The sequence below is a fragment of the Paraglaciecola sp. 20A4 genome (genome assembly GCF_011378905.1).
Lineage (GTDB): Bacteria > Pseudomonadota > Gammaproteobacteria > Enterobacterales > Alteromonadaceae > Paraglaciecola.
On record NZ_WTPY01000003.1, the window covers coordinates 130,927 to 151,822 of the forward strand.

A 20,896-nucleotide genomic window follows, 5' to 3' on the forward strand; every position below is an offset into this window, starting at 1 on the left:
AAGGACATATTATGAAAAAAGATATTTTTGATTTAACAGGAAAAGTCGCGCTTGTTACTGGCGCAAGTCGCGGTATTGGTGAGTCTATCGCTAAGTTGCTGGCTGCTTATGGTGCACATGTTATCGTATCAAGCCGAAAGATTGATGGCTGTGAAGCCGTGGCTAAAAGTATCCGTGATGAAGGCGGAAAAGCTACAGCGATGGCTTGCCATGTGGGCGAAATGGCCCAGATTGAGCAAACTTTCGCTACCATTAAAAAAGACTTCGGACAATTAGATATATTGGTTAATAACGCTGCAGCTAATCCTTACTTTGGACATATTCTGGATACAGATCTAGCCGCTTATGAAAAAACCGTTGATGTTAATATCCGAGGCTACTTTTTTATGTCAGTTGCGGCAGGCAAAATGATGAAAGAGCAGGGTGGTGGCGTCATTCTCAATACAGCTTCTGTTAACGGTATATCTCCAGGAGTGATGCAAGGGATTTACTCCATTACAAAAGCAGCAGTAATCAGCATGACTAAAGCATTCGCCAAGGAATGTGGACCGCTTAATATAAGGGTTAATGCCTTACTACCCGGTTTGACCGAAACTAAGTTTGCATCAGCGCTAACATCTAATGAGAAAATCCTCAACACAGCGTTAATGACGATTCCTCTTGGCCGAGTAGCCCAACCGGATGAGATGGCTGGTACTGTCTTATACTTAGTATCAGACGCGTCTTCGTACACAACAGGTACGACAATTACTGTTGATGGTGGTTACTTAGCGTAACGCCAAAAGTATATTAAAAAACCGCTAACGTGTGAAGTGCTCACACACTAGCGGTTTTTTATTCTCACTCGTACGATGTTAACAACGTTTTATCTACGGGGATTATTTCTTAACCCAGCTTCCATTGACCAGTACATAGTGACCCGCAGCTGTTTTTTCATAAGCTTTTTTAGCCGCTAGCTTTTCGACCTGCTCAAGTGTCAGGTTGTTTTTATTCGCAAGCTGGTTATATTTATCTTTACGTTTGGCATTCACTTCTTTGATCAAGGCCAATACATCCGGTTGACTAACAACGGCGCCGAGATAACCATCAGTTTGTTCACCAACAAGCCCTTGGTCTTTGGCGCTGTCCAGTTCAATAGCAAAGCTCATACTACTAAATAGCAACGATGCCGCTGCGAAAAAAGTGGGGAATAGGGCAGTCTTCATAATTTTCTCCTTAGAATAATTCACTGTCATCACTGAAAATATCATCCAATTCTTTATCAACTTTCACGCGTATTTCATGGTCAATTTTCACATTGATGTTGATTGTAATGGGTTCTTTTGTTTCAACCTGTACTTTGTGTGTACAAGCACTTAGCGGGATTAAGGCTATCAATAGCCAGTATTTTTTCACTTTTTATCACCTTTTCTGATTTTCTGTTCAATTTGATTTTGCACTGAATCTGTCAATCTTAATGATCGTAACAAGGTTAGAATATTTTCTTCATGATGGTAATTAAAATTTACAGCCTGCTGCTGATTAGCATTTTGTCCCAATATAGAAAAATCTAAAAACAATAGCCCATCTGGATTCAATTTCACCTGGCTGCTTAACTGTTTAAATTTTAAATTCTTCAGGTAATTCAGCTCTGTTTGTTGTTCCGCAATTGAATCAAATGCAGGATTACCGTCAATTCTAAGCGTTCCGGGTCCTTGGCTTTTTAACAAACCACCGTCTATGTAAAATTGTTCATCCTGCACAATCATAGGTAATACTCCGCTAACGCTTCCCGTGACATTAATTCCTGCTTGTTTTTGCAACTCTACAACTTGCGCTAAATCGACATTTTTCACAGTAATTCTAGATTTTTGGTCTCGTTTATCTAACCACAGTTTATCCAGTGCAAACGTACCGCCTAATACATTTCCTATTACCTGTTCAACCTTTGCTACATTATTCTGTACGTAATACAGCATACTCACATGCTCGAGAGGAACGCCAGTATTCGCACTTTCGATGTTCAATGTAGTTTTAGTTAGCTGAAGGCCCGCTGAATTTAGCTGCAAAGAGCCACTTGTTGATAAATTATTGATATTAAACTCTTGATAATTAAGTACGACATCAGCAAGTGCAAAAGAACCTTCGAAAGATGCATCTTTTAGTTGATACTGTCCGTTAATTTCCAGCGTGCCGTTTTGTAAAATAAGTGCTGGCATAAAACGGCTGATAGATGGTTGCAATGCACTTAATGCTTGTCTGTTAAGCGCAAAATCAAGAACCTGCTCTTTTTGTTCAATACTAAAATTCAAGGCGTTATCTATAATGACATTATGATGACTATTCAGGATATAGTCTTCCAGCTGGGCATTTATCTTATGAGTAGCATTAATTTTTGCTAGGGTTAGGTATTGCTCATTCTCTAGATTTAGTGCCATTCCGCTTAGTATTGAATCTCCTGCTAGGGATACTTTATTCAGGTCGATAATGGAACCATGGAGATTGTTAGTAAGTTTGTTGATCAAAATATTATCGAGCTTTATTTGAGATAAGGTGCTATCGACAGAGATCGTTAGCTGATTAAAATCTTGTCCCGTTGCAGCTAACGAGCTATTTAGGGCTTTAGTTGTTACCACTTTAGGTTTAACGGGCAATGTTTTGGCCCGTGAAAGCGTATTTTGAGTTTGCGTTCCTGTGTCAGACGAGGGTGATTGTAAAGTATATTTTGCGCTCTGAGCCTTTATATTTGCGGTTAGCGACACGCCTGAATTTGATGATATGTTACCTGTTATCTCGCTTTTAATTAACTTGGCGTTGATCCCGTAATCAACAAAATGGTCAATTTTTACAGCCCCCTTTATCTCTTCTAGCTGCCAGCTCAGTGGGTCCCAGTGAAAATTTCCTAACATATTAATTAATAGCGACTGGGTACCCGTATTGGTGCTATTTGAGTTCAACTTATCAGCTAAATGTAGCAATTCTGTTTGAATAGAAATAGTACTGGATACAGCTAGGTTCTTTTCTTTATGGGGTAGTTGGATAGACAGCTGCTTAAAATCCGCCGATATGTTTGTCGTTAAACTGCGAACTCTCAAACTCGATGCATTAATCTGCTCAGAATTGATGTTAATGGGCACAGACGCGGCCAATTCAAATTTATTCGGCAATTGGTAGGGTAATGTCGGCAGCGGGGCATAACAAGCTTCTCTTGGCATAATAACGATTTCAGATTGGCTCAAATCCAAACTGAGCTCCTCAGTGACTAAGGAAATATCTGCAACCGCTTTACCGCTGACATGAGTATTAATTACGCACGCATCAAACTGATAATCGAAATTTACATCTAGTTTGTGCCAAGAATGCAGTTGTGTGCCATCAAACTCTAGATGACTGGATAGGGGCGCATCCATTAACTCGCGTTGAGTCAATAGTGTTTGCAACGAATGTAAACTGGAAAGATTTTGCTTAAAGTAAGACGACGCTTTATCAAGTGACCAATCAACATCTGCAATAATCAGTGTTTGCTCCGAATCTTTAATATGGCGTAACTCTAGCGTGGCATTGAAATCGCCTTCAATAAGAAGTGAATTACTTGAGGGCTGGCTAAGTGCAAATTTTAAGGGGGCTGAGAGCAAAGAGGACTCAACCTGTGCAGCCTGAATATTTAATAGTGGGAGCTCACTCGGTAGCTGCCAACTTGATAAGTCAAAATGGCTAACGGTTGATGTAGGTTCCTCGGCAGTATTCTCGGTTAATGTATGCTTAATCTTTAACGATGAAATTGATAATCGGTTTTGTGCACGCATGTAGTGTGCGTCATGGAGGTGTATATTGAAGTTAGGCAGGGTGATACACGCTTTATGCACGGTGACATTAAACTGCCAATCTAAATCAAATGATAAACACTCAACATGAATATCTTGTTCCTTAGCGAACGTTTCAATGGCGAAGGTGGCGACAGAATGTCTGAAGGCATAGGTTAAAATGAGTGAGACAGAAACGAATAAAAATATAAAGCAGGGAATATAAAAGCGTTTTTTAGATAACAATATACCCACAGCAAATAGCCCCATCTAAATCGAAATCAAGGAAGGTACAATATCAAATAATGGTGCAGAAAATATAAGAATACAGAAAATTGTTACGAACAAGGTATGCCACTTATGTTCTAAGTTGAATCAACTTGGAACATAGGTGGCATAAATATCGAACCAGCTTAAGACGATTTACGTCGAGGACTAGCGTTTTGCGGGCCATTACCTCTGCGATTACCGGCAAAATGACCTCGCGCATTATCACCAGAACGTTGTCCGTCTCGGTGTTGCACATTAGGTTTTTTAGGTTTTTTAGGCTTCATAGGACGCGAGTCTAAACGAGACTCAGGTAATCCATGTACAGGTTCAAACCCTTCAATACTTTTGCGATTGATAATCTGTTTAGTAAAACGTTCTATATCCGCTAGTAATGAAAACTCGTCAGCGGTAACTAATGAGAACGCTTTGCCACTTGCACCTGCACGACCGGTGCGTCCAATACGATGCACATAATCTTCTGCCACATTGGGTAAGTCATAGTTAACTACCTGGGGGAGCTGACTGATATCTAACCCGCGAGCGGCAATATCGGTAGCGACTAATGCTCGTACTTTACCGCTTTTAAATTCAGCCAACGCTTTTGTGCGCGCACCTTGACTCTTATTACCATGAATTGCCGCGGAGGTGATCCCGCGCGCTTCTAGTTGTTTGGCAATACGGTTGGCACCGTGTTTTGTTCGGCTGAAAACCAGAACTTGCTGCCAATCATTGTCTTTAATCATACGAATCAAGGCAGGTGTTTTCTGGTTTTTATCGACCGGACAAATCCATTGTTCTACCGCTTCTACCGTAGTGTTTGGGGGGGATACAGATACTTCAACTGGATTGTTTACTAGCCCTTTAGCTAACGTGCGAATTTCATCTGAAAAGGTGGCTGAAAAGAGTAAGTTTTGACGCTTAGCTGGTAATAACTTAAGCACTTTTTTGATATCGTGAATAAACCCCATATCGAGCATACGGTCGGCTTCATCTAATACCAAAATTTCAAGATCGTCGAATCTAACCGCATTTTGGTTATACAAATCAAGTAAACGACCTGGCGTGGCAACTAAAATATCTACGCCTTTACGTAACTTAATCATTTGCGGGTTGATACCTACACCACCAAATACTACAGCTGAACGTAACGGTAAATCTTTACCATATTCGACTACGCTCGCTGCAACTTGGGCGGCGAGTTCACGCGTAGGGGTCAGTACCAATGCACGAGCTTGATTTCCTCGTGCGTGGGTTCCACGGTTTAGTAATTCAAGAAGGGGCAGAGTAAAGCCTGCTGTTTTGCCTGTACCTGTTTGCGCGGCCGCCATTATATCCTTGCCTTCTAAGATGGCAGGAATAGCTTGTGCTTGAATAGGTGATGGTTCGGTGTAGCCTTTCGCTGTAACGGCAGACAAAATTGCGGGGGATAAGCCTAAATCGGCAAAACTCATATTTTACTCGCTGGTCGTGAATTGATTATCAAATTCTATGCTGCTTTTGTAAGCTTGATAGAGAGGGCGCGAGGATACAGTATATCCCATGATTAGCAATCTAGAATATAAAAAACCGTTGTTAGCGAGGCTAACAACGGTTTAGATTTACCTTAGGTAAACGTGCTTGTGCACGACGAAACTAGTCTTGAGAGACAGGTCTAGTCGCTGGCGCGCCAGCACGATTTGATGCAGCAACCATCGCTGCTGATTTACCCGATGCATTAACTGCCGGACGAGAATCATCACCTAATGAGCCAATATTCAATTCACTAAACACTTGCTCAACACTCGCAGGGGTTGCCATTGGGTGAGATGCACTGGCCTTGTGAATTTTAACACTTACTGCGGTCGCTTTAGCCGGCGCTATATTTGCTTTTGGCTTTTCTTGTTCAATCTCTTGAGGCTGTTTACTATCTTTTGCGACAACCTCTGGAACAACAGTTTCAACTTCTGGCATTACCTGTTCGTTTGATTCCGCCTTAACTTCAGGCATTACCTGTTCGCTTGATTCCGCCTTAACTTCAGGTGTAAAAGACTGCTTATCAACAGACTGAATAGCGGCAACTTCTGGTGCCTGTGCGACTTCTTGGCCTGTAGCAATTGAGTCTTCTGGTTGAGTCAATAAGTCACCTTGAGCCGGAGCTTGAGATGCAACAGCTGCGCTAACATTCGTTGCCGGAGCTGAGTCATCAGTAGGCGCTACGGATTCGTTTATCGCTTGCTCCGTTTGCACTGGCGCGGTTTCAACTACCTGAGGCGTGTCAAATTGTAATTCGTCTTGCTTGATACTTTGAACATCATCAGGGTTCTGCGTAGCTTGGGCTTCTTCATCTTTACGGCGCTTTTGACCCGCAGCTCGAATATGACGAGGTGAACGACGACTACGTGTACGCTGAGTCGTATTTTCATCTTTGTCGTTATTATCGCTGTCGCTTGATTCAGGTTTCGCAGGATCTTCATGGGTTTCATGAGATGCCGCTTGCGCACGCTTTTCTTCCGCTTTAGCTTTTGGCTTCTTAGGAGACTCGATACTTTGCGCGCTTGCTGCAACGGGCGCTTGTGCATCAACACTTGAAGCAGTATCAAGCTTAGCAGTCTGTTCTACGGCGATAGCGATTTTGTCATCTGCTGGCGAACTTGCAACCTTGTTACTGTTGGCCGTATCGGTAGATATTTGCTCCTGACTGTCATCAACGCGGATACTGCGTCTGGTATCTCTGCGTTTACGACGTTCAGCCACCTTTTGTTCTTTCACTTCTTTACGCGGCTCAGCGGCTTTTTGAACAGGTTCTTTCTTCTGCTCAGCACTATTTTCAGCAACCTCTTTCACTGGCTTGTTATCGCGACGTGGTTTGCGATTATCTTCACGACGTGGCTTACGTTCGTTTGAACTCTCTTTTACGTCACTGTTTTCAGTTCGATTGTCCGTGCGTTTGTCAGCACGGTTATCGTTACGGCCTTCAGCGCGATTATCGCTTTGCTTGCCACGACGAGGATTATTCCGGGTACGACGAGGTTGTTGTCTTTGCTGAGGCTTAGATTCAGGCTTAGGTTCTGGCTCTGGTTCTTGTTTAGGCGCTGAAGCAAGTAATGATTTTAACCAATTTGCTATTTGTGCTAATAAAGAGACACTCTCAGTATCACCTTTAGCATCAGCTGCTGCTGATGGTGCTGCAACCACTTTAGGGGGTGTAACAAAGCTTTGTAAAACAGGTTGCTCTTTCACTGGCATAGCAGTAACGGCTCTATCTGCTTCGGTGTCTTCGTTCTTCATCAATTCAACGTTGTAGCTCATATCATGAACTGCGTCATCAGGACGGCGACGTGCGACACTGTAATGTGGCGTTTCCATATTCGGGTTAGGAATGATCACCAATTGAACATTATGACGTTTTTCAACGCCTGCTACCGCACCACGTTTTTCGTTCAATAAATATGTTGCCACATTAACAGGTAACTGAGCTTCAATTTGCCCAGTATTATCCTTAATACTTTCTTCTTCCATAATACGTAAAACAGACAGTGCCAAAGATTCAGTACCACGGATGGTGCCGTGACCACTACAACGTGGGCAAACATTGTGCGCTGAATCACCTAGAGAAGGGCGTAGGCGTTGACGTGACATTTCTAATAAACCGAAACGAGATATACGGCCAAGTTGAACCCTAGCACGATCATGGCGTACAGCGTCTTTCAGGCGGTTTTCAACTTCCCGCTGGTGACGTACGGGTGTCATATCAATAAAATCGATAACCACCAAACCACCTAAATCACGCAGGCGCAATTGACGAGCTACTTCATCGGCTGCTTCTAAGTTAGTATTAAAAGCAGTTTCTTCGATGTCACTACCTTTAGTGGCGCGTGCAGAGTTAATATCAATTGATGTTAATGCTTCGGTAGGGTCAATAACGATTGAGCCGCCTGAAGGCAGACGCACTTCGCGTTGAAAGGCAGATTCAATTTGGCTTTCAATTTGATAATGACTGAATAACGGCACATCGCCGCGATACAATTTTACGCGATTTGCAAAATCAGGGCGTACCAGCTCTATATGCTTCATTGCTTGTTCGTAAATACTGGTCTTATCGATCAGTATTTCACCGATGTCACGACGCAAATAATCACGAATAGCCCGCACGATAACATTGCTTTCTTGGTGAATTAAAAATGGCGCTGGGCGAGACTCAGCGGCTTCAGAAATCGCGGTCCAATGGGTTAACAATACGCTAAGATCCCATTGTAATTCCTCAGCTGACTTACCAACACCTGCAGTACGGACGATTAAACCCATGCCGTCTGGTAAAGATAAATTGCTTAGCGCTTGTTTTAAATCAGTACGCTCATCACCTTCGATACGACGCGAAATACCGCCAGCACGAGGATTGTTCGGCATTAAGACTAGGTAGCTGCCTGCTAAACTGACAAAAGTTGTTAACGCAGCGCCTTTTTGGCCACGCTCTTCTTTGTCAATTTGTATGATGACTTCCTGGCCTTCATTGATGACGTCTTTAATGTTAGGACGGCCTTCAAACTTATAACCTTGAGGAAAGTAGGTACGTGCAATTTCTTTTAGAGGAAGGAAACCATGTCGTTCTGCGCCATAATCTACAAATGCCGCTTCTAAGCTTGGCTCTACTCGAGTGATGGTGCCTTTATATATATTGGCTTTTTTCTGTTCATGGCCTGGGCTTTCAATATCTAAATCGTAAAGCTTCTGACCATCAACGAGGGCAACACGCAATTCTTCTTGCTGAGTTGCATTGATTAACATTCTTTTCATTCTTATTGACTCGGTGGTGTACCGATCGCCATGGATGAAAGACATGTGCTGTGATTCGACAAGTTTTTGTCATGCAGCCTCTCGGCTGTATCAAACTAATTTTAAGTTTTTGCCTAAGTACCTTATGCATTATTTAATGCATATATATATTAAATACTTCCCGCTTGGGTGTCAGTGTCGGCCTTTCCTGACATCTTTAATTCGTTTCTTAAAACGGTTAATACTCGGTGGTTATGCGTTGAAAAAAAAGGGCATAACAAACCCAGTATGTTGTCAATTCAATTACATTCTTTACATCGATCGCGATCAAATAGTTATTTATCATCGCTGATGTCTTGGTTCTGTTTTATCTAATCCACGAAAAGTTACTCACTTCGCGATCGATAGGGCAATATTTAACGGCTTTGTATGTGCCGCATTGCTACCAGAACGGATTATTACATCGATTTGCCTTGCATGGCAGTTGCCTATAGCAAGACTGAGGCATTATCACATTAAATTCTTAATGCTGGCAAGTGAATAAAGTTCTGGTCATACATGGGGGGCTTCCAGTTATAATACTCTGATGACCACAGATACTACATTCCAGAAAGTACAGTTTATCGATATCGAGCCAGACCTTGAAGGTCAACGCATTGATAATTATTTGCGCACCTTATTAAAGGGTGTGCCTAAAAGCCTTATTTACCGCATTGTGCGCAAGGGAGAAATTCGCGTAAATAAAAAGCGCGTAAAGCCAGAATATAAGCTTCAGGCAAATGACCAATTGCGGATCCCCCCTATTAGAGTATCCGAACCCAGTGAAGCTCCTTCTACAAAATTAGATAAGGTCGCGTCGCTTGAATCCCACATCTTATTCGAAGATGATTTGCTTATCGTATTGAACAAGCCATCAGGAATGGCAGTGCACGGCGGCAGCGGTCTTAGTTTCGGTGTAATAGAAGCCCTAAGAGCATTGCGCCCGCAAGCGCGGTTTTTAGAATTAGTGCACCGCCTAGACAGGGATACATCAGGTTGCTTAGTGATCGCTAAAAAACGCTCAGCATTAAAAGCTTTACATGAACAGCTGCGTGATAAGAAAATGGATAAGCGCTATCAAGCGTTAGTGGTAGGGGAGTGGCCAGAAAATCGTTATAAGGTCAATGCGCCTTTATTAAAAAATACACTCAAGTCAGGTGAACGCTTAGTATGCATCGATACTGAAGGTAAGCCGTCTGAAACCCGTTTTCGCGTTTTAAACCGCTTTGTTGGTGCAACACTTGTGGAAGCATCGCCTATTACTGGCCGTACCCACCAAATTCGCGTTCATTGTTTACACGCCGGTCACCCAATTGCTTGTGACGATAAATACGGTGATGCAGATTTTAGCGCACAAATGAACAAAAAAGGCTTGAAACGTCTGTTCCTCCACGCTCACTCAATAGCGTTTATTCACCCTAAAACAGAAGATAGAGTGAGTTTTCAAGCTCCGCTAGATCAACAACTAAGCAAAACATTAAACATACTCGAATCAAGAAATTAAATACTTTGGACAAGATGTCTGAATAAAATGCTCAGTGGAATTAAATTTAATATGAAAATACTTGTTACCGGCGGTGCCGGATTTATCGGAAGTGCAGTCGTAAGGCATTTATTAGCAAACACCCAAGATAGTGTTATCAATGTTGATGTATTAACTTACGCAGGAAATACTGAATCCATTCCTCCTGAACTGCGCAGCGAGCGTTATATTTTCGAACAGGTGGATATTTGCGATTCAGCAGAAATAAGCCGCGTGTTTAAGCAACATCAGCCAGATGCTGTTATGCATTTGGCAGCAGAGTCACATGTTGACCGCTCAATCGATGGCCCTGGTGCATTTATACAAACCAATGTGGTTGGGACTTATACCTTATTAGATTCAGCTCGTGAGTATTGGCAGAATTTACCAGAACAGCGCAAAAGTCAGTTTATTTTCCATCATATTTCTACTGATGAAGTCTATGGCGATTTACCTCACCCTGATGAGTTACCTGCCAATAGCGAACTACCTTTATTCACCGAAGAAACACCCTATGCTCCTAGTTCGCCGTACTCGGCGAGTAAAGCAAGCTCTGATCATCTCGTAAGAAGTTGGCAACGTACATACGGTTTACCTACCGTTATTACTAACTGTTCTAATAACTACGGTCCATACCATTTCCCCGAAAAACTTGTACCTCACGTTATTTTAAATGCATTGGCGGGTAAAACATTGCCAGTTTACGGCGATGGTAGTCAAATCCGTGACTGGTTATTTGTCGAAGACCATGCTCGAGCATTATGCCTCGTTGTTAAATCGAAACGAGTAGGGGAAACATTTAATATTGGCGGTCATAACGAGAAACGCAATTTAGATGTTGTTCGGACTATCTGTGAATTGCTCGATGAGCTTGCTCCCCAACATAGAGCCAAAGACATTACACAATACGCCGACTTAATTACTTTCGTAAAAGACCGCCCTGGCCATGACGCGCGATATGCTATCGATGCAGGTCGAATTCAACGAGAATTGGGCTGGGCACCAGAAGAGGATTTTGTATCAGGCATGCGTAAAACAGTTTTATGGTACCTCAACAATGAGTCTTGGTGGCAACGGGTATTATCAGGGAAGTATAAATTAGGTCGACTAGGCGAAGGAGAATAAGCATGGCAGAATATAAAGGTATTATTTTAGCAGGGGGCTCTGGCTCTCGTTTACACCCCATTACCCAAGGGACATCGAAACAACTCTTGCCGATTTATGATAAGCCGATGATTTATTATCCGCTTTCTGTATTGATGTTAGCTGGCATTAAAGAAGTGATGATCATCACTACACCAGAAGATCGCGCTAATTTCGAGCGCCTATTAGGTAATGGCGATGCTTACGGTATCAACATTGAATATGCAACTCAGCCAAGTCCTGATGGTCTTGCGCAGGCATTTATTATTGCAGAAGATTTTATCGGTGATGCCAATGTCAGTTTAGTGTTAGGGGATAACATATTTTATGGCCAACACTTTTCCGACAAGCTTAAAGATGCGATTAATGTCAGCAAAGGTGCAACGGTCTTTGGTTACCATGTAACCGATCCTGAACGCTTCGGTGTGGTTGAATTTAACAAAGATAAAAAAGCAATCAGCATAGAAGAAAAACCCCTACAGCCAAAATCAAATTACGCGGTAACCGGTTTATATTTTTACGATAACGATGTTATTGAAATTGCCAAAAATATTAAACCTTCCGTTCGAGGCGAGCTAGAAATTACCGATGTCAACTTAGCCTACCTAAACAGAGGGGATTTGAATGTATCTCTGCTAGGTCGTGGTTTTGCTTGGTTAGATACCGGAACTCACGATTCTTTATTAGAAGCAGGGCAATTTGTGCAAACTGTTGAACATAGACAGGGCTTAAAGGTAGCGTGTTTAGAAGAGATAGCCTACCGCAATAAATGGATAGATAAAGACCAACTTACAACACAAGGTAATAGCTTGGCAAAAACGGGTTATGGCCAATATCTACTTAAAGTCGCCGCCGGTTATGAATAACGTTTTACCCAATAAGAGTCTTTAATATGCAAATTACCCAAACAGTCTTAAACGATGCGGTTATATTCGAACCGAAAATATTTGGCGATGAAAGAGGATTTTTTATGGAAACCTTTCGCGCAGATATTTTCACCCAAACTACGGGCGTCGAATTGCTAGTACAAGACAATCATAGTAAATCTCGGCAGGGTATCTTGCGCGGACTGCACTACCAGTTAGAGCACACTCAAGGCAAGTTAGTGCGCGTGACCCAAGGCAGTGTATTCGATGTTATTGTAGATTTGCGTCAATCATCATCTACCTACGGGCAGACATTAGGCATTGAGTTATCAGCTACCAATAACAAGCAGCTGTGGGTACCGCCAGGATTTGCCCATGGATTTTATGTAACCAGCGAGACTGCTGAATTTGTATATAAATGCAGTGACTATTATTATCCACAGTCTGAAGTATCTATTTTATGGAACGATCCGGCACTCGGCATCAAATGGCCCTTAGTGAATGGTGAGGAGCCCGCCTTATCAGAAAAAGACAAAGTTGGCTGTTTATTTGAGAATGCGCCAAAATTCGACTGACTAACCTAAGTAGAGTGCAATAATAGTGAAAGTACTGATTACCGGAAAAAATGGCCAGCTGGGATGGGAGTTAGTCAATCGCGCCTCAACCGATGACGTAGATGTATATGCGTTTGCTAGCGATGAGCTTGATATAACGGACTCGTTAAGCGTGCAAGAAAAATTCAGCGCCGTACAACCTGACGTAGTAATCAATACCGCGGCATATACAGCAGTAGATAGAGCAGAATCCGATAGTGAAAATGCCTTTCTCGTTAATGAGCAAGGGGCCATCAATCTGGCGCAAGCCTGTAAAAAATTCAATGCGCGCTTATTACACGTGTCTACAGACTTTGTATTTGATGGCACCAAACATTCTCCCTATTTGACCACTGATACACCAAATCCTTTGGGTGTATATGGCGCGTCAAAATTAGCCGGAGAGCGAGGTATACAAAATGTATTGCCAGAAGCCGTTATTGTCAGAACAGCATGGGTATATTCCTCTCATGGCAATAATTTTGTTAAAACCATGCTGCGCTTAATGCAGGAAAAGCCCCAATTAGGCGTGGTGTCTGATCAAATAGGTACGCCGACTTATGCGGCAGGGTTAGCAGATTGGCTTTGGCAAATTAGTAGCAATAGTCGTGTCCAAGGTTTATATCATTGGACTGATGCCGGCGTGGCAAGTTGGTATGACTTTGCGGTTGCGATACAAGAGCTCGCGCTTGAAAAAGGCATGCTTGAAAAGGAAATCCCCGTTCGACCAATTTATGCAGCGCAATACCCGACGCCGGCTAAGCGTCCGGCATTTTCTGTTATTGATAAAACAGGTGCAGAAAACGACAGTGGTTTACAAACCACTCACTGGCGTAAGCAACTATCTAACATGCTTGATAAATTAGCTAACGTATAAAACATGGGGTTCATCAACAAGCTTTATGTTGCTGATGAAACCATGCGCCTTTAGTTTTTTTGAATGTAATCAAATACGTTCACATCGAATTTTGCCAGTAACTCAATAAGCGCGATCAACGGCAAGCCGACCAGCGTATTTGGATCGCGTCCGTCTAGACTAGAAAATAAACAAATACCCAACCCTTCGCTTTTGAAACTCCCTGCACAGTCATAGGGCGTTTCAATTTCCAGATACCGGGTAATATTTTCTGATGACAGATCCTTAAAGGACACATCAAATGTTTCAACCATCGTTTCGTGTTTGCCCGTTTGACTGTCGAACAATGCCAGCCCCGTATAAAAGGTTACTGTTCTGCCACTTAAAAAAGTGAGTTGCTTAAAGGCATTGCTGAAATTGGCTGGTTTACCCAGTATCTTCCCATCAACGCAAGCAACTTGATCAGAGCCAATCACAATCCCTTGATGACGGGCGGCCACATCTGCAGCTTTAGCGAGCGACAAGCGAGAAACTAACTGTTCGGGTTTTTCATCTATTGAAGGCGTTTCATCTACATCAGGTGACTCACACGTGAAGGGGATACAAAGCTTGGCAAGCAAGGATTTACGATATAAAGAGGTTGAAGCAAGAATTAGTTTCATCAAATTAGCGACCTGTATTATAATTGTCGGCCGACATAAAAGCATAAAATGCTTACTTTACATAGGACTTAAGATTATATTTTCTTTGACTAAACCCTTTTCAGCCTTTATCATGCGCGCGCTATGCAGAAAGTAAAATTACCCAGACAGCTCGATCCTATCAAAAGTGCCACAAAACGCTCTGAATATAAGGGTGTGATGTTAACGGCTGATATGCCGCGGTTGGTTGGTACGGTTGCTAGCATAGACGATGAAGTTGAAATCGAAATGAAGTTTTTAAAAGACGAGCAGGGTCTTTCTTATTTCGAAGGTAAAATTCATTGCGAAACATCACTCATCTGTCAAAGATGTAATGGTGTTTTTACTCATCCTTTAGATGTGTCATTTTGTTTCAGTCCTGTGCAGGGATTTGATGATGAAAAGGCCGATGAGTTACCGGATATTTACGACCCGGTAGAGGTCAATGACCACGGAGAAGTCAATTTACTTCAATTATTTGAAGACGAAATGATTTTATCTTTGCCTATTGTCGCCCTTCATGCAGAGGAGGATTGCGGCACAAAAGCAAAGGACATGTCTTTCGGAAAAATTGAACCGGTCGATGAACGTCCAAACCCGTTCGCGGTTTTGAAAGAACTTAAGCGAGACTAGGAGCAAACTAATGGCAGTACAAAAGAATCGTAAAACTCGTTCAAAGCGTGGCATGCGTCGTTCGCATGATGCGTTGGGAACTGCGACTATGTCTGTAGATTCAACATCAGGTGAGACGCATATTCGTCATCACGTTACAGCTGATGGTTACTACAAAGGCAAAAAAGTTCTCTCATTATAATTTGAGATAACTTTGCGTCATCTAACCTTAGCGTTAGATATTATGGGGGGCGATAACGGCCCCCATATTATTCTATCCGCTGCATTTAAAGCACTCACTGAGTTTCCTCATCTTCACTTAGTTTTTTGTGGTGACGAAAATGTAATCACATCTTGGTTAAGCCAACACCCTCATTTGTCCCCTAATCGATATATAATTGTGCATTGCAACCAGCAGGTTCTGATGGACGACAACCCCGTGTCTGCACTTCGACATAAAAAAGATTCTTCAATGGCATGTGCTATTAAACATGTTAAAGATGGTTTGGCCGATGCGTGCGTCAGCGCAGGCAATACCGGTGCACTCTTGGCGATAGCATGCTCACAATTAAAAATGTTGTCAGGTGTAAGCCGACCCGCTTTAGTTTCGAGCCTACCCACCGCAAAAGGGCGCAAAGTCTTCTTGTTAGACTTAGGCGCAACAATACAATGCGATGCTCAAACCCTTTTACAGAATGCAGTTATGGGCTCTGTATTGGCAGAGCAAATTGCAGGTGTAAAAAAGCCCCGTGTCGCTATTTTAAATGTCGGTGAAGAGCAAATTAAAGGCCCAGCAGCGATTAAGCAAGCCAATGCACTGTTAATGGCCAGTCAGCAAGTGAATTATATAGGCTTCGTCGAAGGTAACGATATTTTCAATGACATAGCAGATGTAATTGTTACGGACGGTTTCTCTGGAAATATTGCGTTAAAGTCATGTGAAGGTCTAGTTAAGTTATTGATTGAACAGATAAAACGTGACGCTCAGCGGAACTTGATGAGCAAAATTATGGCGAAATTGGCTCGTCCTTTATTGCGTCGGCTTTATTTACGAGTGAACCCCGACCAGTATAATGGCGCGAGTCTGATAGGATTGCGCGGAATTGTGGTCAAGAGCCACGGAAACGCCTCAGATGAGGCATTTTTGTATGCTATTCGAGAAGCCGTTCAGGAGGCTAATCGTCAAGTTCCCACTAAAATTAAAGATAAAATAGAAAACCTCTTGATGGAGCGCGCATAATTAATGAATTCTAGAATAATTGGAACAGGTAGTTATTATCCAAGCGAAGTGCGCAGCAACGCAGATTTATCTCTTATGGTTGATACCTCAGACGAATGGATAACGGATCGGACCGGTATCAAAGAGCGTCGCATCATTGGTGCTCACGAAACTGCGGCGACCATGGGTTATGAAGCCAGTAAGAAGGCACTAGAGGCCGCTGGTATAGACGCTAAAACTCTCGATATGATCGTATGTGCTACCACAAGCGGTCGTCATTCATTACCCAGTACTGCCTGTGAAATACAAAAAGCCTTAGATATAGATGGTATCCCTGCATTTGATGTAGCGGCCGCCTGTGCTGGTTATTGTTACGCATTGAGCGTGGCAGATCAGTACATAAAATCAGGTATGGCGAAACGTATTTTGGTGATTGGAACAGACTGTTTAAGTCGTATGATCAGCCCAGAAGATAGGACCATGGTCATATTATTTGGAGACGCCGCAGGGGCCACTATTATCGAAGCAAGTGAAGAGCCTGGTATTCTATCTACTCACATTCATGCTGCTGGCTCATATGGTGACTTACTTGCCATTGGTAATCCAACCCGTGGTGATGAATTATCCATTCACGAAAATTGGGGCACCATGAAAGGCAATGAAGTATTCCGTGTCGCGGTGACTAAATTGAGCGAAATTGTTGAGGAAACACTTGCAGCCAATAATATGCAGAAATCCGATTTAGACTGGCTTGTACCCCATCAAGCGAACTTTCGGATTATTAAGGCTACGGCTAAAAAATTAGACATGTCTCTTGATCAAGTTGTCATGACTTTAGAGCGCTACGGTAATACCTCAGCCGCTACCGTACCGACTGCATTAGATGAAGCGATTCGTGATGGCCGTATCAAACGCGGTCAAAACTTATTGTTAGAAGCCTTTGGTGGCGGATTTGCTTGGGCCTCAGCCCTAATTCGTTATTAACAAAAAAATTTAAATAAACTAAGCTTATAAATTTATTGATTTTAGTGAGCAATTGAAAGGAAGTTTTATGTCTAAACGCGCGTGGGTGTTTCCTGGTCAAGGATCACAAACAGTGGGCATGTTGAAAGACTTAGCGGAAAACTATCCGCAAGTAGAAGAGACATTTAGCCGCGCAAGTAAAGTGTTAGGTTATGATCTTTGGGATGTTGTACAGAACGACAACAACCAAACGCTAGGTCAAACACACGTTACTCAACCAGCATTATTAGCAGCCAGTTACGCTATTTTCCAAGTGTTAAAAGCTCAGGATGTCAATTTACCGCATTACTTAGCGGGTCATAGCCTTGGTGAGTATTCAGCTTTAGTATGTTCAGGGGTATTGACCTTTGAAGACGGCATTAAATTAGTTGAAGCCCGTGGTCAATTCATGCAACAAGCTGTACCTGAAGGGGTTGGCGCGATGTATGCCATAATTGGTTTAGACGATGCTAAAGTAATACAAGCATGTGCCCAAGCGCAGACCGAAACGCAGCTAGTTGTTTCAGCGGTCAACTTTAATTCTCCAGGCCAAGTGGTCATTGCAGGTAATGCGCAAGCCGCTGAAAAAGCCGCTGAGTTATGTAAAGTAGCCGGTGCAAAACGCGCGTTGCCATTGGCGGTTAGTGTGCCATCACACTGTGCGCTAATGAAACCTGCGGCGGATAAACTTGCCATTTTATTTGATTCAATTGAATTTAGTGCCCCGTCTATTCCTGTAATCAATAACGTTGACGTGGCAATTGAAACCAAATCACAAGAGATTAAGAATGCACTTTTGCGTCAGTTGTATAGCCCTGTTCGCTGGACAGAAACGGTTCAAAAGCTTGCATCGTTAGACGTGACTCAACTTCAAGAAATTGGTCCTGGCAAAGTATTAACAGGCCTGATTAAGCGCATAGATAAATCGTTAAGCTGTGACGCAGTTAATAACTCGGAAACAGTCTCCGTTATTCGATAATAAAGAGAAAATACATGTCTGGATTAGATGGAAAAATAGCATTGGTAACCGGTGCTAGTCGTGGTATTGGCAAAGCTATTGCTGAGCAATTGGTCAATGATGGTGCCACTGTTATCGGTACAGCTACCTCTGAAAGCGGCGCCCAAGCCATAAGTGAATATCTAGGTACAAACGGCAAGGGGATGGTATTAAATGTCTCTGACCCCGAGTCAATGGCAACCTTGTTATCCGCTGTGGCTGAGCAGTTTGGTGTAATTGACATTTTAGTTAATAATGCGGGTATCACTCGGGACAATCTCCTTATGCGGATGAAAGATCACGAGTGGCAAGATATTATAAATACTAACCTTACGTCAGTATTTAATATGTCTAAAGCAGTTTTACGTGGCATGATGAAAAAGCGTTGTGGTAGAATCATTAATATTGGTTCTGTTGTTGGTAGCACAGGTAATGCTGGTCAAGCCAACTATGCTGCAGCTAAAGCGGGTGTAATTGGGTTCAGTAAGTCCATGGCTCGCGAGGTTGCTTCTCGTGGCATTACGGTCAATGTGGTTGCGCCAGGTTTTATCGATACCGATATGACCAAAGCATTAACTGATGACCAACGCGAAACCATTTTTAAAGATATTCCAGCAAATCGCTTAGGCTCTGTTCAAGAAGTAGCTGCAGCGGTTGGCTTTTTAGCTAGTAATAGCGCCGCTTACATTACGGGTGAAACCTTGCATGTAAATGGTGGAATGTTTATGGGGTAGTGTGTTTAACTAACAACTATGTTATTAAATCATCACTTGCCTGTTATTTTTTAGTTAATTATTGTATAGTTTTAGTGGTTCGACCAGTAAAAAACTTCAAGGTCTTGCTTGCAAGGCAGTGGGTTGGTGAATACACTACTCGAAATTTATATCTAGCGACTTTTAAGGGAAAACTAGAATTATGAGTGACATCGAAGAACGCGTTAAAAAAATCATTATTGAACAACTTGGTGTTAAAGAAGAAGAAGTAAAATCAGAAGCCTCGTTTGTTGATGATCTAGGTGCGGATTCTCTAGACACAGTTGAATTGGTTATGGCTTTAGAAGAGGAATTCGATACTGAAATTCCTGATGAAGAAGCAGAAAAAATCACTACAGTTCAATCAGCAATTGACTACGTTAACGCTCACAAAGACGCGTAAACAGTTTTTAAAAACGGCTCTTTCTGAGCCGTTTCTTTTATCTAATACACCTAATTCAAATTACGTTCGGAGGCCAAAGTGGCTAAACGTCGGGTTGTAGTAACCGGTCTTGGCGTACTCTCTCCTGTGGGCAATGATTATGCTTCCACGTGGCAGAATATCGTCAACGGTAAAAGTGGTATAGGTCCCATTACGGTTTTTGATGCATCGGAATATACGACGCATTTTGCAGGTGAAGTGAAAGGCTTCAATGTTGAAGACTACATTGCAAAAAAAGAAACCAAGAAAATGGACAAGTTTATTCAATTTGGCGTTGCAGCGGGAATGCAAGCTTTAGCTGATTCAGGTCTGGAGATCACTGACAAGAATGCGGCACGTGTCGGAGTCGCAATTGGATCAGGTATTGGTGGCTTAAGTTTGATTGAAGAAAACCACACCAAGTTGGTTAACTCTGGTCCCAAGCGTATATCACCGTTTTTTGTACCTGCCACCATCACCAACATGATCTCAGGTTTTTTGTCGATTATGAAAGGTTTGAAAGGGCCTAATTTAAATATTGTGACTGCCTGTACCACAGGTGTGCATAATATGGGCGTAGCCGCACGTCTTATCGCGTACGGCGATGCTGACGCTATGTTAGCGGGTGGTGCTGAAGCGTCTATTTGCCCATTGGGTTTAGGCGGTTTTGCAGCAGCCAGAGCGCTTTCTACGCGTAATGACGCGCCAGAAATTGCTAGTCGCCCCTGGGATAAAGACCGTGATGGTTTTGTTATGGGCGAGGGCGCTGGTGTGGTTATGCTAGAAGAGTACGAATCGGCTAAAGCACGCGGCGCAAGAATTTATGCAGAGCTTGTTGGGTTCGGAATGAGCGGAGATGCTTATCATATGACTTCACCACCTGAAAATGGTGAAGGCGCTGCCGCGGCGATGCAAAACGCCTTAAATGATGCATCACTTAATGCGCGCCAAGTTGGCTATATCAATGCTCATGGTACCTCAACACCAGCAGGTGATGTTGCTGAAGTGGCAGCAGTGAAAAGTATCTTTGAGGGATACGCCAATAAAGTCTTAGTGAGTTCGACTAAATCTATGACAGGGCATTTGCTTGGCGCTGCAGGTGCAGTAGAAGCTATTTTTACGATTCTGGCGTTGCGTGATCAAGTTGCTCCCCCAACCATAAATTTAGACAACCCTGGTGAAGGCTGCGATCTCGATTTTGTGCCCCACGAAACCCGTTCGGTCAATATGGAATATGCTCTGTGTAATTCATTTGGATTCGGTGGTACAAATGGTTCGTTACTGTTTAAAAAAGTGTAATTATTAGCCATTAATTCAACTTTATTAGTATCCAGACAAAGCCTGTAATATCATTGCTATTACAGGCTTTTTTCGTTCAGATTGACACGAC

The 20,896-nt window shown here is 42.7% G+C and carries 20 protein-coding genes; 14 read left to right on the plus strand and 6 right to left on the minus strand.

What is annotated here, in order from left to right; translation table 11 throughout:
- Nucleotides 1-11 precede the first annotated feature (11 nt).
- Entirely contained in the window at nucleotides 12-776 is a 765-nt protein-coding gene (locus GQS54_RS04970) for an SDR family oxidoreductase (protein WP_166422918.1), read from the plus strand.
- Between the two features lie 102 nt (nucleotides 777-878).
- Here the strand turns inward: GQS54_RS04970 and GQS54_RS04975 are convergent, their stop codons facing one another.
- From GQS54_RS04975 to rne, 5 genes are all read right to left on the minus strand, one after another.
- Entirely contained in the window at nucleotides 879-1,205 is a 327-nt protein-coding gene (locus GQS54_RS04975) for a YdbL family protein (protein ID WP_166422919.1), read from the minus strand.
- Between the two features lie 10 nt (nucleotides 1,206-1,215).
- Complete coding sequence (locus GQS54_RS04980) at nucleotides 1,216-1,395, minus strand: YnbE family lipoprotein (RefSeq protein ID WP_158769952.1); 180 nt, start codon at nucleotides 1,393-1,395, stop codon at nucleotides 1,216-1,218.
- Entirely contained in the window at nucleotides 1,392-4,037 is a 2,646-nt protein-coding gene (locus tag GQS54_RS04985; RefSeq protein ID WP_166422920.1) for a YdbH domain-containing protein, read from the minus strand. Before GQS54_RS04985 ends, GQS54_RS04980 begins: the two co-directional genes overlap by 4 nt.
- A 158-nt stretch (nucleotides 4,038-4,195) precedes the next feature.
- The gene (locus GQS54_RS04990) at nucleotides 4,196-5,503 is read right to left on the minus strand and encodes a DEAD/DEAH box helicase (protein WP_166422921.1); all 1,308 of its coding nucleotides are present in this window, start codon (nucleotides 5,501-5,503) and stop codon (nucleotides 4,196-4,198) included.
- A 181-nt stretch (nucleotides 5,504-5,684) separates the two neighbouring features.
- Nucleotides 5,685-8,816, minus strand: coding sequence for a ribonuclease E (gene rne, locus GQS54_RS04995; protein WP_166422922.1), 3,132 nt, complete (start codon nucleotides 8,814-8,816; stop codon nucleotides 5,685-5,687).
- Nucleotides 8,817-9,390: 574 nt separating this feature from the next.
- On the opposite strand from rne, the gene rluC reads away from it, so the two are divergent.
- From rluC to rfbD, 5 genes are read left to right on the plus strand one after another with little or no spacing between them, the layout of a single operon-like run.
- Nucleotides 9,391-10,347 carry a 23S rRNA pseudouridine(955/2504/2580) synthase RluC gene (gene rluC, locus GQS54_RS05000; RefSeq protein ID WP_166422923.1) on the plus strand — a complete coding sequence of 319 codons (957 nt, stop codon included), beginning with the start codon at nucleotides 9,391-9,393 and terminating at the stop codon, nucleotides 10,345-10,347.
- A 51-nt stretch (nucleotides 10,348-10,398) separates the two neighbouring features.
- Entirely contained in the window at nucleotides 10,399-11,490 is a 1,092-nt protein-coding gene (rfbB, locus tag GQS54_RS05005; RefSeq protein ID WP_166422924.1) for a dTDP-glucose 4,6-dehydratase, read from the plus strand.
- Between the two features lie 2 nt (nucleotides 11,491-11,492).
- The gene (gene rfbA / locus GQS54_RS05010; protein ID WP_166422925.1) at nucleotides 11,493-12,374 is read left to right on the plus strand and encodes a glucose-1-phosphate thymidylyltransferase RfbA; all 882 of its coding nucleotides are present in this window, start codon (nucleotides 11,493-11,495) and stop codon (nucleotides 12,372-12,374) included.
- Between the two features lie 26 nt (nucleotides 12,375-12,400).
- A complete protein-coding gene (rfbC, locus tag GQS54_RS05015; protein WP_166422926.1) occupies nucleotides 12,401-12,949 on the plus strand; it encodes a dTDP-4-dehydrorhamnose 3,5-epimerase in 549 nt (182 codons plus the stop codon).
- 25 nt (nucleotides 12,950-12,974) lie between these two features.
- Nucleotides 12,975-13,844 carry a dTDP-4-dehydrorhamnose reductase gene (rfbD, locus tag GQS54_RS05020; protein WP_166422927.1) on the plus strand — a complete coding sequence of 290 codons (870 nt, stop codon included), beginning with the start codon at nucleotides 12,975-12,977 and terminating at the stop codon, nucleotides 13,842-13,844.
- 50 nt (nucleotides 13,845-13,894) lie between these two features.
- Here rfbD and GQS54_RS05025 read toward each other — a convergent pair whose 3' ends face one another.
- A complete protein-coding gene (locus tag GQS54_RS05025) occupies nucleotides 13,895-14,485 on the minus strand; it encodes a nucleoside triphosphate pyrophosphatase (protein WP_166422928.1) in 591 nt (196 codons plus the stop codon).
- A gap of 123 nt (nucleotides 14,486-14,608) precedes the next feature.
- Between GQS54_RS05025 and yceD the strand changes: the two genes are divergently transcribed.
- From yceD to fabF, 8 genes are all read left to right on the plus strand, one after another.
- Nucleotides 14,609-15,136, plus strand: a complete 528-nt coding sequence (yceD, locus tag GQS54_RS05030; RefSeq protein WP_166422929.1) for a 23S rRNA accumulation protein YceD — start codon at nucleotides 14,609-14,611, stop codon at nucleotides 15,134-15,136.
- A 10-nt stretch (nucleotides 15,137-15,146) separates the two neighbouring features.
- Entirely contained in the window at nucleotides 15,147-15,317 is a 171-nt protein-coding gene (gene rpmF / locus GQS54_RS05035; RefSeq protein WP_166422930.1) for a 50S ribosomal protein L32, read from the plus strand.
- A 12-nt stretch (nucleotides 15,318-15,329) separates the two neighbouring features.
- Nucleotides 15,330-16,355, plus strand: coding sequence for a phosphate acyltransferase PlsX (gene plsX / locus GQS54_RS05040; protein WP_166422931.1), 1,026 nt, complete (start codon nucleotides 15,330-15,332; stop codon nucleotides 16,353-16,355).
- A gap of 3 nt (nucleotides 16,356-16,358) precedes the next feature.
- A complete protein-coding gene (locus GQS54_RS05045; protein ID WP_166422932.1) occupies nucleotides 16,359-17,318 on the plus strand; it encodes a beta-ketoacyl-ACP synthase III in 960 nt (319 codons plus the stop codon).
- Nucleotides 17,319-17,385: 67 nt separating this feature from the next.
- On the plus strand, nucleotides 17,386-18,315 hold the full coding sequence (fabD, locus tag GQS54_RS05050; protein ID WP_166422933.1) for an ACP S-malonyltransferase: 930 nt from the start codon (nucleotides 17,386-17,388) through the stop codon (nucleotides 18,313-18,315).
- 14 nt (nucleotides 18,316-18,329) lie between these two features.
- Nucleotides 18,330-19,067: a 3-oxoacyl-ACP reductase FabG gene (gene fabG, locus GQS54_RS05055; RefSeq protein ID WP_166422934.1), complete on the plus strand. Its 738-nt coding sequence runs from the start codon at nucleotides 18,330-18,332 to the stop codon at nucleotides 19,065-19,067.
- 181 nt (nucleotides 19,068-19,248) lie between these two features.
- Nucleotides 19,249-19,488 (plus strand): acyl carrier protein, encoded by a 240-nt coding sequence (gene acpP, locus GQS54_RS05060; protein ID WP_006993870.1) that lies wholly within the window; start codon nucleotides 19,249-19,251, stop codon nucleotides 19,486-19,488.
- Between the two features lie 78 nt (nucleotides 19,489-19,566).
- Complete coding sequence (fabF, locus tag GQS54_RS05065; protein WP_166422935.1) at nucleotides 19,567-20,805, plus strand: beta-ketoacyl-ACP synthase II; 1,239 nt, start codon at nucleotides 19,567-19,569, stop codon at nucleotides 20,803-20,805.
- The last annotated feature ends 91 nt before the right edge of the window (nucleotides 20,806-20,896 follow it).

Bases quoted from the DNA above. Each gene is read 5' to 3' on its own strand.
- GQS54_RS04990 (WP_166422921.1), bottom strand. From the start codon at position 5,503: ATGAGTTTTGCCGATTTAGGCTTATCCCCCGCAATTTTGTCTGCCGTT.
- rfbB (WP_166422924.1), top strand. From the start codon at position 10,399: ATGAAAATACTTGTTACCGGCGGTGCCGGATTTATCGGAAGTGCAGTC.
- GQS54_RS05045 (WP_166422932.1), top strand. From the start codon at position 16,359: ATGAATTCTAGAATAATTGGAACAGGTAGTTATTATCCAAGCGAAGTG.
- rne (WP_166422922.1), bottom strand. From the start codon at position 8,816: ATGTTAATCAATGCAACTCAGCAAGAAGAATTGCGTGTTGCCCTCGTT.
- yceD (WP_166422929.1), top strand. From the start codon at position 14,609: ATGCAGAAAGTAAAATTACCCAGACAGCTCGATCCTATCAAAAGTGCC.
- rpmF (WP_166422930.1), top strand. From the start codon at position 15,147: ATGGCAGTACAAAAGAATCGTAAAACTCGTTCAAAGCGTGGCATGCGT.
- GQS54_RS04975 (WP_166422919.1), bottom strand. From the start codon at position 1,205: ATGAAGACTGCCCTATTCCCCACTTTTTTCGCAGCGGCATCGTTGCTA.
- GQS54_RS05025 (WP_166422928.1), bottom strand. From the start codon at position 14,485: ATGAAACTAATTCTTGCTTCAACCTCTTTATATCGTAAATCCTTGCTT.
- rfbC (WP_166422926.1), top strand. From the start codon at position 12,401: ATGCAAATTACCCAAACAGTCTTAAACGATGCGGTTATATTCGAACCG.
- acpP (WP_006993870.1), top strand. From the start codon at position 19,249: ATGAGTGACATCGAAGAACGCGTTAAAAAAATCATTATTGAACAACTT.
- fabG (WP_166422934.1), top strand. From the start codon at position 18,330: ATGTCTGGATTAGATGGAAAAATAGCATTGGTAACCGGTGCTAGTCGT.
- rluC (WP_166422923.1), top strand. From the start codon at position 9,391: ATGACCACAGATACTACATTCCAGAAAGTACAGTTTATCGATATCGAG.
- GQS54_RS04970 (WP_166422918.1), top strand. From the start codon at position 12: ATGAAAAAAGATATTTTTGATTTAACAGGAAAAGTCGCGCTTGTTACT.
- fabD (WP_166422933.1), top strand. From the start codon at position 17,386: ATGTCTAAACGCGCGTGGGTGTTTCCTGGTCAAGGATCACAAACAGTG.
- rfbA (WP_166422925.1), top strand. From the start codon at position 11,493: ATGGCAGAATATAAAGGTATTATTTTAGCAGGGGGCTCTGGCTCTCGT.